The sequence below is a fragment of the Eubacteriales bacterium mix99 genome, from assembly GCA_038396605.1.
In the GTDB taxonomy this organism is placed as follows: domain Bacteria; phylum Bacillota; class Clostridia; order Caldicoprobacterales; family DTU083; genus UBA4874.
Genome location: CP121690.1, coordinates 1,968,299 through 1,984,334, shown reverse-complemented (window position 1 = coordinate 1,984,334; position 16,036 = coordinate 1,968,299). Strand labels below are relative to the sequence as shown.

The 16,036-nt window shown below is 42.5% G+C and carries 13 protein-coding genes and 3 pseudogenes; 2 read left to right on the top strand and 14 right to left on the bottom strand.

Annotated features, from left to right (window positions below; translation table 11 throughout):
• Positions 1-159 precede the first annotated feature (159 nt).
• The 9 genes and pseudogenes from QBE55_08745 to QBE55_08705 form a co-directional block, all read right to left on the bottom strand.
• Positions 160-1,011, bottom strand: coding sequence for a carbohydrate ABC transporter permease (locus QBE55_08745; protein WZL77650.1), 852 nt, complete (start codon positions 1,009-1,011; stop codon positions 160-162).
• Positions 1,001-1,990, bottom strand: a complete 990-nt coding sequence (locus QBE55_08740; GenBank protein ID WZL77649.1) for a sugar ABC transporter permease — start codon at positions 1,988-1,990, stop codon at positions 1,001-1,003. The genes QBE55_08745 and QBE55_08740 overlap by 11 nt, the downstream gene beginning before the upstream one ends.
• Before the next feature lie 88 nt (positions 1,991-2,078).
• Entirely contained in the window at positions 2,079-3,497 is a 1,419-nt protein-coding gene (locus tag QBE55_08735) for a carbohydrate ABC transporter substrate-binding protein (protein ID WZL77648.1), read from the bottom strand.
• 159 nt (positions 3,498-3,656) lie between these two features.
• On the bottom strand, positions 3,657-4,523 hold the full coding sequence (locus tag QBE55_08730) for an AraC family transcriptional regulator (protein ID WZL77647.1): 867 nt from the start codon (positions 4,521-4,523) through the stop codon (positions 3,657-3,659).
• Between the two features lie 25 nt (positions 4,524-4,548).
• A pseudogene (locus QBE55_08725) lies at positions 4,549-5,430 on the bottom strand (alpha-glucuronidase).
• Positions 5,431-5,433: 3 nt separating this feature from the next.
• Positions 5,434-6,966, bottom strand: a complete 1,533-nt coding sequence (locus tag QBE55_08720; protein ID WZL77646.1) for an IS66 family transposase — start codon at positions 6,964-6,966, stop codon at positions 5,434-5,436.
• A gap of 64 nt (positions 6,967-7,030) precedes the next feature.
• Positions 7,031-7,381: an IS66 family insertion sequence element accessory protein TnpB gene (tnpB, locus tag QBE55_08715; protein ID WZL77645.1), complete on the bottom strand. Its 351-nt coding sequence runs from the start codon at positions 7,379-7,381 to the stop codon at positions 7,031-7,033.
• Positions 7,381-7,740 carry an IS66 family insertion sequence element accessory protein TnpB gene (locus QBE55_08710; GenBank protein ID WZL77644.1) on the bottom strand — a complete coding sequence of 120 codons (360 nt, stop codon included), beginning with the start codon at positions 7,738-7,740 and terminating at the stop codon, positions 7,381-7,383. Before QBE55_08710 ends, tnpB begins: the two co-directional genes overlap by 1 nt.
• Positions 7,691-9,043, bottom strand: a complete 1,353-nt coding sequence (locus QBE55_08705; GenBank protein WZL77643.1) for an alpha-glucuronidase family glycosyl hydrolase — start codon at positions 9,041-9,043, stop codon at positions 7,691-7,693. The genes QBE55_08710 and QBE55_08705 overlap by 50 nt, the downstream gene beginning before the upstream one ends.
• Positions 9,044-9,185: 142 nt before the next feature.
• Here QBE55_08705 and QBE55_08700 point away from each other — a divergent pair, with 142 nt between their 5' ends.
• Positions 9,186-10,043, top strand: a complete 858-nt coding sequence (locus tag QBE55_08700) for an AraC family transcriptional regulator (protein ID WZL77642.1) — start codon at positions 9,186-9,188, stop codon at positions 10,041-10,043.
• Positions 10,044-10,088: 45 nt separating this feature from the next.
• On the opposite strand, the gene QBE55_08695 is transcribed toward QBE55_08700, so the two are convergent.
• Both QBE55_08695 and QBE55_08690 read right to left on the bottom strand, forming a co-directional pair.
• Entirely contained in the window at positions 10,089-10,409 is a 321-nt protein-coding gene (locus tag QBE55_08695) for a hypothetical protein (protein WZL77641.1), read from the bottom strand.
• A gap of 6 nt (positions 10,410-10,415) precedes the next feature.
• Positions 10,416-11,117: pseudogene (locus QBE55_08690) on the bottom strand (ATP-binding protein).
• Between the two features lie 162 nt (positions 11,118-11,279).
• On the opposite strand from QBE55_08690, the gene QBE55_08685 reads away from it, so the two are divergent.
• Complete coding sequence (locus QBE55_08685; GenBank protein ID WZL77640.1) at positions 11,280-12,722, top strand: transposase; 1,443 nt, start codon at positions 11,280-11,282, stop codon at positions 12,720-12,722.
• Between the two features lie 32 nt (positions 12,723-12,754).
• Here the strand turns inward: QBE55_08685 and QBE55_08680 are convergent.
• The 3 genes and pseudogenes from QBE55_08680 to QBE55_08670 form a co-directional block, all read right to left on the bottom strand.
• Positions 12,755-12,835: pseudogene (locus QBE55_08680) on the bottom strand (AAA family ATPase).
• A 6-nt stretch (positions 12,836-12,841) separates the two neighbouring features.
• The gene (gene istA / locus QBE55_08675) at positions 12,842-14,398 is read right to left on the bottom strand and encodes an IS21 family transposase (GenBank protein WZL77639.1); all 1,557 of its coding nucleotides are present in this window, start codon (positions 14,396-14,398) and stop codon (positions 12,842-12,844) included.
• 48 nt (positions 14,399-14,446) lie between these two features.
• Positions 14,447-16,024 (bottom strand): sugar ABC transporter substrate-binding protein, encoded by a 1,578-nt coding sequence (locus QBE55_08670; GenBank protein WZL77638.1) that lies wholly within the window; start codon positions 16,022-16,024, stop codon positions 14,447-14,449.
• Positions 16,025-16,036: the final 12 nt, after the last annotated feature.

The window sequence follows — 16,036 nt, the reverse complement described above, 5'->3', positions numbered from 1 at the left end:
CCCCTTCTGCATTTTTGCTTTATGAACTTGTAATTTCGTGATTTCATTTATTCTCACTTCGTAACATTATTATATCATGACTTTGCTCCCTGGATATTGTCTTAATTAATGCTTTTTTTGTAAAAATTAAAGCAGGGCCTTTGATGAAACAGGAGTGGATTATTCCTTAATACTGCCTAGAGCAACACCATCTATTATATACCTGGATAATAGAAAATATATAATAAACAATGGCAATACTGTCAAAGATAGTCCCAAATATACTGAACCATACTCTGTCTTATATATATCCCCCCGCAATAGACTTACCATCATTGGCATTGTGTATTTGTCCTGATCCGTAAGTAAAATCATCGGAGTGAACAGATTATTCCAATTTCCCACAAAGGAGAAAATCGCCTGTGTTGCCATAGCAGGTGTTGCTATTGGCAGAATCATCTTATTAAATATGTGAAACTCACCAGCTCCATCTATTCTCGCTGAATTGACAATATCAAGGGACAGAGCGCCAAGCAGATACTGTCGCATAAAAAACACAGCGGAGGGTGCGGCTATTGCAGGCAATATCAGCGGTAAAAAGCTATTGGTCCAATGGATTCTATACATAAATTGATAAAATCCAATGCCTGATACCTGTGCAGGAATCATCATTACTGCCATTATAAATGTAAAAAATGGTTGACGCATCTTCCAGTTATAAGCTACCAATGCATAGGCCGTAAGTGACGAGAAGTAAACCGTTGCTATGGTAGCGCTGATGGAGATTATCATGGAGTTTATAAAACCCTTAACAGGATTAAAGCTCTTACCCAATAAAATGTTTAAATTGCTCATTAAATACCTGGAGGGCAACAAGGATATGGAACTTTGCTGTATTTCATATGTTCCTCGTGTAGCATTCATAAACATAATCCAAAATGGCAATATGCTCAGGATCGCAAGAAAAATGCAGAATATATATTTCAATATTTTACCAGTATGATGTCGCTGTGGGTTCTTACTATATCCCATATTTTTGACCTCCTCCCTTAATCCCGATTCCTTTTTTCTGTTTACTTAATGCTCTCTTTTTTTCTTTTTTAAGCCGCATCTCATCCTTATCCCGCATTATATAGAAGAGTATGCCAGATAAAACTGCGGCTATTACGAACATAATCATACTTGCTGCAGCTGCGCGATTATACATATAACTGCCACTAAATGCCTGATTGTATATAAAGACACTTGTGGTAAGTGTTGCGTTATCCGGGCCTCCATTTAAGAACAGTTTTGGTATGTCAAACATCTGCAATCCACCAATCATGCTGGTTATAAGCGTATAGAGCATTATAGTCCTCAGGTTCGGCAGAGTAACATATAAAAAAGTTTGTGTATTTGAGGCTCCATCAATCTCAGCCGATTCGAGTATTGCCGGATTGATTCCTGTCATGCCCGCAATAAGCACTATCATAGTATGTCCATACCACATCCAAAACTGAATAAATGATACTATCCCTCTCGCTGTTCCTTGTCTGATCAAGAAGTTTATCGGCTCATCAGATAGACCCAGGACTTTAAATAAATCGTTAACAGGCCCCTTTGGATATCCGAACAACGAATTAAACAGAATGGCTATGGTTGCAGCCGTCATTATATTTGGCATATAGAACAATGTCTTAAATACACCTTGACCTCTCATCTTATTGCGTTGATTGGCAAACCACGCTGCTAATAATAATGCCAGCAATATTTGAGGAATGAAGTTGAGTACCCAGATCCGCGCTGTATTTGATAAGGACTTAATAAAGGACGGATTCCTAAGCATGTTCTTAAAGTTTTGAAATGGATCTGATAAAAAATGAATATCCGTTCTACCCAGACCCTTTAGATCCGTAAAACCTATCACAGCAGTATAGATTATGGGATACAACGAAAATATAAGGAAGGTAAGAACAAAAGGTATAGAAAATATATACCCGTATTTCGCATAGCTAACGCTTTTCCGTTTCATAGGAATCACCTCCGGTAAAACATAGACTTTCATTTTGCCAAAATCAAAGGCAGACGGAAAAGACCGTCCGCCAGCGTTACAGAAAAAACTATTCCACAATAATATCGATGTTGTCAGCAACCTGTTGGCTGAAATCAGCTATGGCCTGATCCCGGCTCTTCTTACCTGCAGTGTATTCACGTACCTGTTCACGCCAATAGGAGTTGATTGTTTCATCATATTGCGTCAAATTCGTACCAGTGGCAAATTCACCTGCGGGAACGAAAACATCAAACATATCCTGTCCACCCAGGAAGTCAAGTGTACCATCCGACTTCTTCATAACCGCACCGGAAGCAACAGCATCTTTGGTACCACCAGGCCCGTTGAGTGTTCCATTAGCCCAGAAATATTGCAGCCCGTTCTCAGAACTGTCAAGCGTAATCCACTCAAGTATGTCGCCAACTGTCTTCTTAACCTTGCTGTCCTTATTGGCCAGAATCCATGTACCACCCCAGAAGAATCCAACAGGAGGTTCACATACAGCCCAGTCACCATATGTGCCTTCACCTGGTGCTTCACCACCGGAATTGCCCGCTATGGTATAATTAATAAGCCAGGCAGGTCCGAAGAAGCCGAAAATTTTCTTGGGACCAGCATCTTTCATATCAGCAAACCAGGCATCCTGCCAATCTTGTGTATCATTATGGTAACCGTTATCCTTAAGTTTTTTAGAAAGATCCAGAAATTCCTCACGTCGTGGATCAATATTAAGTTTTCCATCGACAATCCAACCCTTTTCAGAGCTGTTCTCCACTGCATGCCACATATCACCATCTCCGGATACAATGCCATACCCTTTTGCCTTCAGCTCCTCAGCAGCATCAAAGAATTTGTCCCAGCCAGGACCTACCTTTTCCTTTATCACTGCAGGATCATCCGTACCCCATACGTCTTTTGCAATGGATCGACGATAGATAAAGGCCCCGCCAGTTGCCTGATATCCTAGCGCTACAAGATCATCATCCGGAGTTGTACCGATATCTACTGTATACTGAGCAATTTCAGATTCTTTTAACAGATTATCAACGTCTGTCCCAAGGTCCTTATAGGGAGCAGCATACTGACAGGCGTCCCCCTGAGTATATTTTAGTACGAATGCCGCCTCTGCACAGTAAATATCCGGTGCATCGTCACCGCCAGATGCCAGTGCCTGATCAAGTGCAGGCTGATACGCACCATCTGTGGTAGCAATTATAGTAGTCTTGATTTTATAAGGAAAGTCGGGGTGAAGATCTTTATACTTCTTCATCATATTGGGAACCTCATCAGTAAAACTCCAAAGGTTGATGACTTTGGCATTGGGATCATCGGTAACTTCAGTATTATCTTTCTCTTCCCCTTTGGATGCATTGGTATCACTGGTACTATTCGACGAACCACTGCTTTGCCCATTACTACAACCTGTCAATGAAAAAGTCATAAATAGTACACAAACAATAAAAGTAATAAAAATACGTTTCTTCATGTTCCTCCTCCTCATATTTTTATGGATTATTTACAATACACATATAACTAAATAACATTATATGATAAATTGGCTTTATTCTCTTCTTAAATATCGCCATATATCAATCAAATGCTGCTAATTTGATTGTTGACTTTTTCTTATAACAAACAGGATGCCTTATAGGATTTTCGTATAAAGGGATTTATACTCTGTTGGTGTGCACCCCCGTTTTGTTCTGAATAAACGATTAAATGTTGCAAGACTGCCAAAACCTGATTTCATAGCAACTTGCATGATCGAAAGGCTCGGTTCAATCAATAATTTCTCCGCCTGCATAATCCTGCAATTAATCAGGTAATTATACCAGGATATATTCATAACCTGCTTGAAAAGGCGTGAAAAGTGAGATTTGCTGAACCCGGCCACTTTTGAAATATTATCCAGTTTAATATTTTCAGTACAATGATCATTTATATAATTACATACGTCAATAAAAATTTCTATATACTCGGGCCATTTCTTATTTTTTATATTTGAAAGCTTGTTCTTTCTATCTGTACAATTCCTTCCCAGGATCACAAAAAAGCGTAAGATCATGGAGTAAATCGAAGCTTCCCTAAAGCGTAACGTGGAAAAATACTCCGCTGTTATATCCGAAATAAGCGATGAAAGTTCTTCATGTATATGGACCATTGATGAAGCTGTAATGAGTACACAGGGATGAAACATATGAAATATTGACTTTAGTTCTTTAATGTCACTAAACACGGAATAGTCAACCTGCAGTATTATTCGATAGCCACCAGGTGGTGCAAATAACTGATGTAGAGTTCCGGGTGATATAACAATAATATCTTTCATATCCAAATTATAAGTTTTTTCATCTATGATAGCTTTATAGGTATTCTCAACTGGCATAATTATTTCAAAAGCTGTATGCCAGTGTTGCGGATAATCCTCATATTCCTTGTTTTTATAGATTCGGATTTTAAAGCTTTCTGGATAGTTCACAGTTTCCTTTATTCCATCTAAAACTTCAATCACAAGAATAATCCTCCCTATAATTTCCTTATTTATATATTTTTCTTCCATATATATCTTGAATACCTGTCTTTCTATAAAAATACGTATTTATCACATCCCTCCATTCCTTCGCATCCCTTAACTGTATCCTTAACTTTTCTAAAACCAGGCTATAGATATCTTCATCAATTTTTCCTTTTAAAGAGGACCATTGTGTCAATAGATCTTTCACCTGTTCCACTCCTTTAAAATGTATATCATATATATGTTGTATAACAGTCTTCCCTGATTTTAGTTTATGATTATATGACACATGATGAAAAAACAATAAAAATTTCTCAGGGCAATCTTGTATATTCTCATATATGCCAGCTGCTGGTTCCCTGTATTGTTTTGTATAACCTGTACCTGTAGCTGATGTCCTGTCTACCCCGATACCTTTCAGATCAGCATAATGGTAGGTCCCCCAATGCGAGTATTCATAACCGTCTGCATTAGGTCCATAGTGATGTCCCGGATTGACCATCCAACCAACACCTAAGGGACTTGTGTAGTTTTCATATATCTCTCTGGATCCTAATAACATGGAAGTTACAGTCATTACAACTTCGCCCTGATTTCCATAGGTAAGGAGTGTCCATTCATCCGCTATCTCCTTTGATGTCATTTCAGGATTCCAACATAGCCGTCCAAATCCATACAAATTGGCCTGAGCAAGAGGATGTCCTGTCCAGCATGGGCTATCTCCAACATTTGCGACTCCGGCTATTCCACTATATCTCATGTTAAATAAGCTCCCATCTGCTACTTTACTTACAAAAGAACCCTCACCCTTTGCATAAGTGTCAAAATCCAGGGTTTCCTTCCACATAGGAACCAAATAGCATAGATGCTTTTGCTGTCCTGTATATTCCTGAGTTATTTGTAACCGTCAAGCCAAGGGTGACACCTTCCATGGCATAAGGGTTTTAGGATCGACGCCGTTCGGGGCTTGAGTGAAAATCTTCGTGAGATATTCAAACGGCACAAGCCCGTTTTCTCTGGCGGAAACGATCAGGCTGTAATAAACCGCGCTAGCTCTCGCGCCGTTAGGGGTATTGGAAAACAGCCAGTTTTTGCGTCCCATCACAAAGGGACGGATCGAATTTTCAGCGCGGTTGTTGCTGATTTCAAGCCTGCCGTCCAATAAATAAGCTCTGAGATATTTGCGCTGGCTCTGCGCATAATAGACCGCCTTGCCCAGCAGGGACTTTGGCAGCGCGCGAAGCGAATCGGCCCATGTGAAAAAAGCCTCCATCATCGGTTTGGAGAGTTGTTCACGCTTTTCCCGGCGTTCTTCCGGGGACAGCAAAGCAAACTGTTTCTCAAAATGAAACAGCCTGTCACAGTAGGCGATCCCTTTTTGGGCATCGGACGAGTCACGTTTTTCTTTCGGCAGCGTTTGCAGCGCCTCGTCGAACTTTCGGCGCAGATGTGCCCAACAGCCCACAACGGTAATCCGGTCAGGGAGTTTGTGATAGCCGTCATAACCGTCCGTATGGAGAAAACCCGAAAAATCTTTCAAAAAGGTTTCCGGGTGGGTATACTTTCGGTCCCTTTGGTAGTCATACAGCACAATTTGGTGTTCCGCCTCGCCGCTTGTCCGGTAAAGCCACATATAGCTCTTGCTCCGGGCGGGCTTGCCGTCCTCATGCAGCACTTGGAGGGTGGTTTCGTCTGCGTGAAGGACCTGATGCTCGCATAGCTGCCGTTTCATCTCTTTGTATATCGGCTCCAGCCAACCTTCACTGGCTTTTACGAGCCAATTCGACATCGTCTGACGGGAAAGCAGAATGCCGTTTTGTGCCCATTCCCGCTCCTGCCGGTAAAGCGGGCTGCCCATCACAAATTTCTGCACAGCGATGTGGGCGACCGATTCGGGCGATGCGAAACCGCCTTTGATGACGGGTTCCGGCATGCTCGCCTTGACGATCGGCACACGGTCGGAAGATCCCTCGCAGTGCCGGCAGGCGTAAATATGCCGTACATGGCGGACAAGCACGGCTTTTGCCGGGATGATTTTCAGTTCCTCGCGCACCTCTTCGCCCATCTTGTGCAGAGGACAGCCGCAGTCAGGACAGACACGTTTTTCTTCCGGCAGCTCATGCAGGATGACCTCGACGGGCAAATCTTCCGGCAGCTTGTCGGTGGTCAGACGGGTCTTCCGGCGATAATGCGCTTTGACTTTAGTGATCTCCGGCTCCGGTGCGGTCAAATCGGCGGTTTCCTCCGCTTCGTTGAATAAGCACAACTGTCCGTTGTCCGTCTGCTCACTGGACGTGCCAAATCGTTTGTGACTGGCAAGTCGAAATTGTTCCGTCAGCCACTCTACCTGCTGTTTCAGCTCGGCAATCTGCTCCGCCTGCTTGAGAAAATTCTCATAAACATGCAGCGGAATTTCAACTGTTTTCTCTCGCTTTTCCATGCTCTAATTATACCGTAAAAACCGCATGGAATCAAGAAAAATCGGCTTTTTTGCACCCGATATTTTACGAAATTTTACGTTCGGAAACCTCGCTTCGGCTGAGCTTCTTTGCAAGCCTTGCACTGTCAATCAGACAGGATAATTCTTCGCTGTTCAGCGCCATTGTCGCTTCTCCATCCGACGACGGCCAACGGAAATGTCCGCGTTCCAGCCGCTTGAAATACAGCCAGAAGCCGTCGCCGTCCCATTCAAGTATTTTTATGCGGTCACGGTTTCGGTTGCAGAAAACGAACAGCGCATCGGCGAAAGGGTCCAGAGAAAAGCTCTGCTGCACAAGCGTCATCAGCCCATTGATGGATTTCCTCATGTCCGTGCATCCGCAGCACAGATACACGGGCTTTTCGTCGAAGCGCATCACAGCGACCTCAGTACGCGGCAGACCTTCGCCAGCAGTTCCAAATCCGTCGAAGCAGTTACCTTGATATGACAGCCGCCGATTTCGATGGTCAGTATACTTTCGGCAGCAGCGGCAAGTTTAGGCTCCTCAAGCTGCGTCCATCCGTTCGGCACAAGCCCACCCTCGCCGCCTTGTTTCTCCAACAGCCCCCTACAGGCAGCTTCCCGTACTTTCTTCTGTCTGTAGTAATAGGTGGCTTTGCTGATTCCCTTTTCTTCGCAGAATGCGTTTACGGTCTGCCCGCTGGCTATCCGTTCTTTTACCTCTTCACCCCAGCCCGACAGCCGGAACCTCGTCACAATTTTTTGTGTATCCACTCAATTCACTCCAATTTGCTTCAAAACACTTCTTAGAGCGTTTTGAACTCTTTTGAAGTAAATTGTACCCTTTCTGACGCCTTTCCTGCAATGTGACGGCCGGGTTGACGGTTACAGTTATTTGAAACTCCACCATCATATTGGTTTGTTCCATGGCCCCGAATAACGGCGACACTGGCTCTCTGACCTGAAAGTCCACTGGTCCGTTCTTTACCTGCAGTATTACATTATCCATAAACTTACCATCCAGAGGTTTAAAATTATCATAGGATGCCATAGCCCTATCCATGGATCGGTCTCGCCAATCCACGATACAGTTATATACAAAACATCTCCAGATTACGACTCCACCATAAGGTTTCAGTACCTCTCCCAACATATTGGCTCCATCTGCATGGTTCCGTCCATAGGTATAAGGGCCAGGCCTGAATTCCGAATCAGCTTTTACAAGGAATCCACCAAAATCTTCAATATAGTCATAGATTGTTTCTACAGTATCAGCCCACCATTTCTTCACTAAAGGGTCCAAAGGATCCGCTGTAGGGAGATTACCAACTTCAATGGGAGCAGCAAAGTTTATACTTAGATAGATTTTAATTCCGAATTCACTAAAAACATTGGATAATCCTCTTATCTCCGGAAGATAATCTTCTGTAACAAATTTTGTTTCTTCCTTGTGTACATTAACATTATTTACGACTATGCCATTTATTCCTATAGATGCTAAAAGTCGAGCATAATCTCTCACCCTGCTCTTATCTTTAACAATGGCATTATCCCTGTAGAGAATTGATTCTCCCGCATAACCGCGTTCTATTTTCCCATCTATATTATCCCAGTGATCGATAATTCTCAATGAATTACGAGGAAAATCAACCTTTAATGCCGCTTCTATCGTTTTGCCACAGCAAATCGATCTAATAAAATCGAAAACCCCATAGAGTACCCCATTGCCGTCCTTTCCTATTATTAGTATAGCATCATTTCCATCCTCTGCAATATTCTCTATACAGAATCCTTCCGCTTTCAACCCTGACTGGAGCACATGCCCTTTATTTGCTACATCCTCCAGTCGCCCGACAAGAACATATGGGGCTTCGGGTCGTCTTCTATAAATATCCGCCTCTATATTAAATATCTTTTTTATTGCCAATTTTAGCTCATTCATAGCCGCCAATACAATATCATTGCTCCCTCTGATATAAATGTTTTTGCAGTATTTCATATATTCCTCTTTTAAAGGTGGGTTCAATAAATTCTCAAATCCCAGCCAACAGTCATATAAATGATTTCTATTACTCATTGTTCATACCTTTCTTTAGCTATTTCGTATTGCTCATTTTCTGTAGCAATGTACTTTTATTGTATATTTTATTTGAATTTTGCTCCATATATTATATAATTATATTTGTACTATATAACTATTGAAGTCAGGAGTGATTAAATTGAGTATTCATTCTGAGAATATCTTAAACACAATATTCCCAAAAATTCTATATGCTGTGCAAAGAGAATCTAATACTTCATCATGGTATTTGCCAAAAACGACACTCGACTTCCATAACTTCATGATAATATATGATGGAGAAGTAACTTTTTTAAGAAATGGCTCCATGTGCCAGGGTAAAAAGGGAGACCTGATATACTATAAACCTAATGATATAAGAGAGGCTTATACCTCTAAGGATAATCCCTTAAAGTGTCTCGCTGTTGAATTCTTATATACCTGTCCTGTACAGGAAGGTTCACAGTGGTATCTTTATAACCAGGATCTGCCGTTCGATTTCTGTGAGACCATTGAAGACTCAGATCTCTTTCGTAAATTACTGGATTTATTCTCTGAAGTAGCAAACCTAAGACTATCCATAAACACTGCCACAACTCCCCCTACTGCTGTTATAAAGGAGAGGGCTGTATTTATGGAGATTCTGGCCCTTTTACTTCAATATAAAGAATCCAATCGTAAGTATGGTCACCAATATAATTATTCCAATATTGCAAGGGTAGATAAAGCGATAAATTATATGATTCAAAACTATTCCAGGCCCTTAAGTTTGCAGGACATTGCGGACTACCTGGATATCAGTCCTTCCTATTTGGGCAGTATGTTTAAAAATATAACTGGAAAATCCGTAATCTCTTATTTAATTGATATACGAATTAATAAATCCAAACAATTTTTAAGAGACGGGCTTTCCGTTTCGGAAGCGTCGCAAAAAGTAGGGTTTCATGATATATTTTATTTCAGTCGCATATTTAAAAAACGGCAGGGGATAACTCCTTCTGAATTTACTAAGGCTTGAAGGGGAGAGGCAGCATGTTTGCTGAGTCTCCCCCTATAACATACATCAGTCAAGCATGGTCTTATCACTATAAACTTTTTCCCAGGCTGCCTTACGCTCGTCTATAATAGCTTGACCTCCTGAATTGAGGTAATCTTGCATTCCAGTATCAAACACTTCATCAAATTTATCAACTGAAGCCACTATTGATTGGGTCAGAAAGTTATTACGCTTTTCGCTCAATGCAGTACCCATGCCTTCCTCAGCTTTAATTTCACCAAGAGCGGCATTCTTTCCATAAGATACTTCATATGTGAATATTCTGGTGCGGTGAAACCGCAGTTCCGGAAAATTGGAAACCGAGAGTCCGGAACTGGGAAACCGCATGCGAGTTTACTCGCTTAAGGACTTGTCCAGTCCATATACCTCACGCATGGATCTGTAGTTGTTCGGATCCGTGCTGGTTATGCTGATTTTATAGGCATCATATTTGATGCGGTCAAGGATTGCTTCTGCGAGAGGGCTGGACTCCCCGCCAAGTTGATCAAACCAACCATTATCATGGTACTGGGAGCAGAAGATGGTTGATGATCTTTTCCGCCTCCTGTGAAGCAACTCCAGGATGTCGTGCTGCTCTGTCTCAGTCGGTTTCAACAGCAGCCATTCATCAATGATGAGAAGAATGGGATTGGCATATTTGGCCTGAACCTTCTTGTAAGTGCCTTCATTCCTGGCCATCTCCAGTTCTATTAGAAGGTCGGGAAGTCTGACATACCTGGTCGTAAAATAGTGTTTACACGCCTCTATGCCAAAAGCACAAGCCATGTATGTCTTACCGCTGCCTGTTGCACCGGTAATAAAAAGATTTCGGTGTTCAATGATATATTCGCAAGTCGCCAGTCTGCTGATAAGAGACCGGTTCAGCTTGCGGCCGGATTTGTAATCGATATCTCCGATGTACGCTTCCGGTTGGTCGAATCCAGCATTCTTGATCAACCTTTTTAAGCGGTTGTTCTTTCGATTGCTGTATTCAATGTCTACCAGCATGGAGAAACGGTCTTCGAAAGGGATATCCTTCATCCTGGAGTCGTTTAGCCACACCAACAATGATTTTTAGGTATGTATCGGGATAGAACATAGTTCAAATAATGTGTGAAAAGCGCCATTTCATCAGCAATATCGGCGCTTTTTCTTATTGACATTACAAAAAAATTGTGGTATAATTTAGGTATATTTTAGGTATACGAGGTGTTGGCTGTGGGTAAATATTCTGTGCCAGAATCCATACTAAAATTCAAGCCAAAAGGCACGATGGTGAAACTTATTTCCGGGCGCTACTATGTTTATGAATATTCCAGCGTAAAAGGATCTGACGGAAAACGACGAACAAAAATGGGAAAAGAAATCGGAACAATCCTGGATGGCGTCGGATTCGTCCCAAATAACGGATTTAATTGTGACGAGGAAATAACCACTCTTGAATTTGGCGAATATGCGGTTGTCCTTTCAAATTCTCAGAAAACGCTATTGCTTCTTCAAGAATGCTTCAATCAAGTAGATGCCCTCAGAATATATGTGGTGGCACTGATTCATTATATACATGGTTTTTTGTACATGAAAGATATACATAAGTACTACGAAATGAGCTATCTATCCCTGAAATACCCTTCCCTGAAGCTGGGATACGCCGCATTATCTTCTCTGTATGATAGCCTGGGCCGTCGCCAGGGAAAAATACTCCATCTGGAAGAAAAACTTGTTACTGAGTGCTCAGGGCAAGTCGCAATTGATGGGCACGTAATAGGCTGTGGCTCTATGGAAAACGATCTTGCTGAAAAGGGATATAAATTCTGGAAAATCGGAGAACCACAGATCAATCTTCTCATGGCATATGACGTTAACACCGGTATGCCCCTTATTTCCAGAATATATGAAGGCGGGAGCCAGGATAAAGTCAGCGTTAAGGATTTGCTTGTTCAGGTTGAGTTAAAGGATTTGCTCTTTATTGTCGATCGTGGATTCTACAGTGCCGACAACCTCAATCTGTTCACGTCAAATGGCAACTCATACATTATACCGCTTGCCAAAAACCTCACAACCTGCAAGATGGCCGTCAGCAGTCTTGAGATGACAGGAAGATTTATGTACCAAAAAGGACGCAAAGCTTCCGTGGTTGAGTATAGGGAACAGATAACAGACGGGCAAAGAGTTCTTACGTTCAGGGATCTGAACGAGGCTTCAACGGAGCAGGCAAACTATCTCCGCCACCTGGCACGAGGGGATAAGTCGTATACCGATGAAAACTTCAATAAGCTGAAAGATTTTATGGGAGTTACCGTACTGCAGACGAGTTTGACAGCACAGACACCCCAGGAAATTTATGAGCTCTACAAGAAGCGTTGGTCTATCGAGACATATTACAACTATTTCAAGAACAAGGCAGACTACAATGCTCTGTATCAGGCCGATTTTTACAAGACACAAGGTCTAGCATTCATTATGCTTGTCAGTGCTCTAATACATAAAAACTTTGAGGATGCTGTAGCCGGAGTTAAGGGGAAGTCGGCTCAGGACTGTATTCTTGATGCAAAAATGGTAAAAGCGAATAAACGTCGCGGCTGTTGGATCGTATGCAATTGCAAAAAAAGTCATCAAACTCTATTCAATCAGCTTAATACTAAAATGGCTGTCGAGGTGTGAGAGGCAGGCTACCTAAAAAACCAAAAAGTTGTGTTTAGCTGGTTGATGAATGCATTTGACATGGATGTCAGACGCATTTCAATTAATTTATCAATCGTACTTTGATTGGTCATGGTCATTTACCTCCTGTAATAATCAGCGCCTCTGGTGATGGCGTATCTGTTCTGTCTGGTTTCGGACTCCGTCGTTTTGTCGACGGACGTATCAGCTGTTTTATCCCGCCCGGCAGAGAGTATGTTCTTTATGCTCTTATAGCTGGGCGAGGCCGTGTAACTAAGGGCCTTTTTGCAGGAGGCTTCAAGTCTGTCAGCTGAATATTTGTCTGCCAGCTTCAGTAGCCCCATACAGCTGCGATAAGATTGCTGTTCCACACATTTGGAGGTAAGGATGGCATCCACGACCTGGTACGTATTGGCACCAATCCGCTCAGCCCATCTGCGGAATCGATTGCCGTTCCATTCCAGGTATTTCTGATGGTCTTCCGGCATGTGCTCCACAATGGTGGCATACTGCCCCTTACGGCCATACAGACGGCGGTGGGAGGCAATGCGGTTATGGTTATAGAAAATCTCAATAGTCTTATCGGTTATCCGTACATCAACCTTGCGTTTTATGTATTCATACGGAACTGAATATAGCATTCCGTTGCAAGATATGTGATAATTGAACTGAACGGTGGCTTGTTTCCATTCCGCCAGTTCGTAAGGGGACGCAGGTAAGGGAGCCAGCAATGGCAGTTCTTCGTTGCGGAAGATTTCAAACCGGCTGCCCTCTTTCTTTTGAAAAGGGCGATGGCTGAATTCTTCCAGTTTTTCATGGATAGCACGATTTAATTCGACCACTGAGAAGAACTGTTCGTTGCGTAATGCGGCGGTAATCCAGGTGGAAATGACATTCACACTGCCTTCCGCATTCGGCTTGTCCTTGGGTGCCCTGACCCGGGCTGGGATGATGGCTGTGCCATAGTGCTCAGCCATTTCATGGTAAACTGTGTTGACCTGCTGGTTATACCAGTCCTTATTGTGTATAACGGCTGTTTTGCAGTTGTCCGGTACAAGAATCTTAGCGACACCGCCAAAGTATTCGTACATATGGACATGGGCAGAAATCCATGCGTTTTGCTTCTCGTTAATAAAAGCCTCCACATAAGGATACATGCTGTAGGTCATAACACCAACAAACAGCCATGCGTCGATGATTTCACCGGTATCCGGATCAATGATGTGCGCCGGATCTCCGGCCCAGTCTACTTCGATCTGTTCGCCGGGTTTACGGTCGATATGCATTGTTGCACGGCGTTTCTGCTCATCCTGCTGGATGTAATAGCAAAACTGGGAATACATAAGCGGGTTCTCGCCTGCTAAACGGCACTCTTCCATGTATTCCGTCCACAGGAGCTTTTTATTGACCCCATTGCGGAGCAACTCCTTGCGGATGTAGTTGAAATCCGGCATACGCTTTTGCGAAGATGCCGAATGCTTATTGGCAGACGGAAACAATATATCTGCCAATACCTGATCAGTCTGGTTCGCTTCAAGCGGCCAGGAAAGCTGAATATCCTTTGCCCGCTTAAGAACCCGATTGACCGTTTTCTTTGAGACACTGCAGCTGTCTGCAATGCTCTGCTGGCTGAGCCCCAGATGAGATAATCTAAGAATCTCTCGGTATTTGGTCATGGTGTGACTTCCTTTAAAATGTATTTACACCAACGGTGCATGGATACATTATAAAGGATATTTATAAACGGTTTCCACTACCGGAATCGTGGTTTCCGTTATTCCGGAATGACGGTTTCCTAATACCGGACAGGTGGTGTCACCGGAACCGGAATACTCATATGCGCTAAGATCATATGTCCTGGTGATATACTCCGGATCCACACCTGCATAGCCCTGAGCCAGTGACTGAACGGTCTTTTCCGGATCCCCCAAATTCAAGCCATTTATGGTTATAGTGTAATCTATGTTGTTTGGTGAATTCATTATCTTCTCATCTGTGGCTGCTGTTATCTTCACCGATCCATCGGGCATGGCTTCATGGGTAGAACCTTCTTCGCCTATCTGAAGAAACATACGGTTTTCCAATTTACTTATCCAATCAAGATATACCAATGAAGCCACGGGCTCTTTATTGGAAGCAGGAAAGAATACTTTACGATCTACGGGAGCACTGAGATATTTTTTGTACAGACCTGCATCGTTTTTGAAGGAAACAACTGTTTTAAAAGCTGCATCCTTCGCGACCAGCTTTTGCATATTATATTGTACACCATCTTCCCCATTGCGATAAGGATCATCAGAATTATGCATATAAGAACCTACATATCCCGATTTCATTAAATTTCCCTCAGTAGTATCCCCGGCATCATAAAGAGCAAAGTCCTTCCATACAAGGCCTGCATTATACCACTCATTAATCTTTCTTACAGCTTCCTTATAATTCGGATATAATAGATATCTATCATCAAAACCATATATATACCTGTCTCTATCCGTGATATCGCCGGGTATAAAAGCATGTGCAAGTTCCATGATTCGCCAGCCTACATCAGTACTTAGACTGAAAGGCGTCATCTTATCTGCATCATCGCCCAGTAACATTTCAGCATTATCCTTGAATTTATAAAGCATTTGCTCAAAATCTTCAATGCTTTCAGGTTCTTCCATGCTGAGCTTTTTTAGCCAGTCCTCGCGGACAAAGGTCCGAACCCCGGCATTGTTAAAGAGACGGGCTTCAATCGCCCAAATAGTCCCTTTCTCAGGATCTTGATTCCAGTATATATTGTCATCTGTAAGCAATTCCCACAGATCAGGCAGCAAATCCTTGTTTTTTTCCAAATAAGGTGCCATATCCAGTACTCCACCCATATTGGCATAAGTCTGGATAGTTGGATAGCTGTAGGTAACGCATACATCCGGTGCATCATTGGCTGCAAGCAAATTGCTTAGCACCTCGCCTTCAGTCCAGCGGGGCACGATTTTAAATGTTACTTCAACATTGTGATCGCGTAACATACCTTCTTTAATAAAATCAGTATAAAAGTTATCTTCAGGAGGCGTTCCGCCATCGTTGCCACGATCAAAAACTTCAACACTGATAGACTTTTTTTCTACAAATTTACCATCAACAAGTTCCCCATTATCCTCCGAAGCATTATTTTTATCTTTTGAGGTGGACAAATCAGAGGTCGATGCAGAATCTTGATTCGGTGATTTTGAACCTTGCTGTGACCCACAGGCTGTAATCATTGTAAGTATCATAAAACAGGTTAATAGAATTGATATTGCCTTCGCCCTTTTCATAATGATCCCCCT

Bases quoted from the DNA above. Each gene is read 5' to 3' on its own strand.
- QBE55_08745 (WZL77650.1), bottom strand. From the start codon at position 1,011: ATGGGATATAGTAAGAACCCACAGCGACATCATACTGGTAAAATATTG.
- QBE55_08740 (WZL77649.1), bottom strand. From the start codon at position 1,990: ATGAAACGGAAAAGCGTTAGCTATGCGAAATACGGGTATATATTTTCT.
- QBE55_08735 (WZL77648.1), bottom strand. From the start codon at position 3,497: ATGAAGAAACGTATTTTTATTACTTTTATTGTTTGTGTACTATTTATG.
- QBE55_08720 (WZL77646.1), bottom strand. From the start codon at position 6,966: ATGGAAAAGCGAGAGAAAACAGTTGAAATTCCGCTGCATGTTTATGAG.
- tnpB (WZL77645.1), bottom strand. From the start codon at position 7,381: ATGCGCTTCGACGAAAAGCCCGTGTATCTGTGCTGCGGATGCACGGAC.
- QBE55_08705 (WZL77643.1), bottom strand. From the start codon at position 9,043: ATGAGTAATAGAAATCATTTATATGACTGTTGGCTGGGATTTGAGAAT.
- QBE55_08695 (WZL77641.1), bottom strand. From the start codon at position 10,409: ATGCGGTTTCCCAGTTCCGGACTCTCGGTTTCCAATTTTCCGGAACTG.
- istA (WZL77639.1), bottom strand. From the start codon at position 14,398: ATGACCAAATACCGAGAGATTCTTAGATTATCTCATCTGGGGCTCAGC.
- QBE55_08670 (WZL77638.1), bottom strand. From the start codon at position 16,024: ATGAAAAGGGCGAAGGCAATATCAATTCTATTAACCTGTTTTATGATA.